This window comes from Milkweed yellows phytoplasma str. MW1 (genome assembly GCF_000309485.1).
Classification (GTDB): domain Bacteria; phylum Bacillota_I; class Bacilli_A; order Acholeplasmatales; family Acholeplasmataceae; genus Phytoplasma.
This window is the reverse complement of record NZ_AKIL01000112.1, coordinates 1-1,074: the sequence shown is the minus strand read 5'-3', so window position 1 is coordinate 1,074 and position 1,074 is coordinate 1. Positions and strand designations below refer to the sequence as shown.

The 1,074-nt window shown below is 29.8% G+C and carries 1 protein-coding gene; it reads right to left on the bottom strand.

All coding sequences use genetic code 11. The annotated features are described in order from the left end of the window. Positions 1 to 565: 565 nt before the first annotated feature. Positions 566 to 970, bottom strand: coding sequence for a hypothetical protein (locus RI76_RS02145; protein ID WP_017192503.1), 405 nt, complete (start codon positions 968 to 970; stop codon positions 566 to 568). Positions 971 to 1,074: the final 104 nt, after the last annotated feature.

Genomic DNA, 1,074 nt, shown 5'->3' with positions numbered 1-1,074 from the left:
TTTCTTGAATCCATAAGACTTTTTATCCTCTTATGTTTTAGGTTTTAACCTTGACTTTTAGGAAAATCCAAGTTACTCTTATTAACTACATGAATTCTTTAGGGACGCTAACCTTAGCATTAACTTATAAGTTTTTACCTCATAAGGTAGGTAAATACCGTTTAGCCAGGTGAGTTAAGATGTTGGTATTGAAACCAGGAAGGGGTTTTTACCTCTTGATAATACAAATAATCTGGTATTTTAATTATTTGTTCCCATCTTACAAGTCGTTTCAGTTCCTTTCGATTTGGTTTACTTATTACTCCTCTTTTTGCTTTTAGGTCCATTTCAGGACTTCTCCTTGGAATTCTTTTCTTCTTGCGGTCTCGTCTTGGTTATGAACTTAACCTCAATCCGCTTTTATTCTCTGCTGTAATCTATCATTCTTTCGTTTGATAAACCAAGAATATGAAGTATGTGATTATCACACATTGCAATTCGTTAATTTGCTGTTAATAAGGCCTCTTTGGCGCCCATACCACAAGAAAACAAACTGCCTAACATAAATCCTAAACTAAATAAATGTTCATTCATGTTTTTCTTCCTTTTTTCCAATATTTTGTGTTAAAGTTTCTATTTGTTCTCTTAATTTGTGGTTAGAACTTTTTATCTTTTCAAGCTTTTGTAATAGTAATTGGAGGTTTTCTTCTTGTTTAGCCTCTTTTTTTGCTAAATGTTTTAATTTTCTTTGCTTAAAAAACAAACCCATAATGATGTCTTTCACAAAAACAATAATATTAATTAATAATTGAAAAACAGGTTTAAACCCTGTTATAAGCAAGACAGTAAAAATAGTGGTTTGCATAGTATCTATTCGATGGGCCAAAATTTCCTCAACCGCAAATCCTTTAATAAATTTGAGGCAAAAATCGCTTATATTTAAAAACAAAGCCATAATAAACATTTTTATTTTCAATAACCAATTCAACATAAGGTTTATTCCTTTCTGGTTTTTATTCCAATTCTTTTAATAATTTGTTTATTTGTGCGATAATAAATAATTTGTCCTTTTTATCAACCTTTTTATTGGTAGTT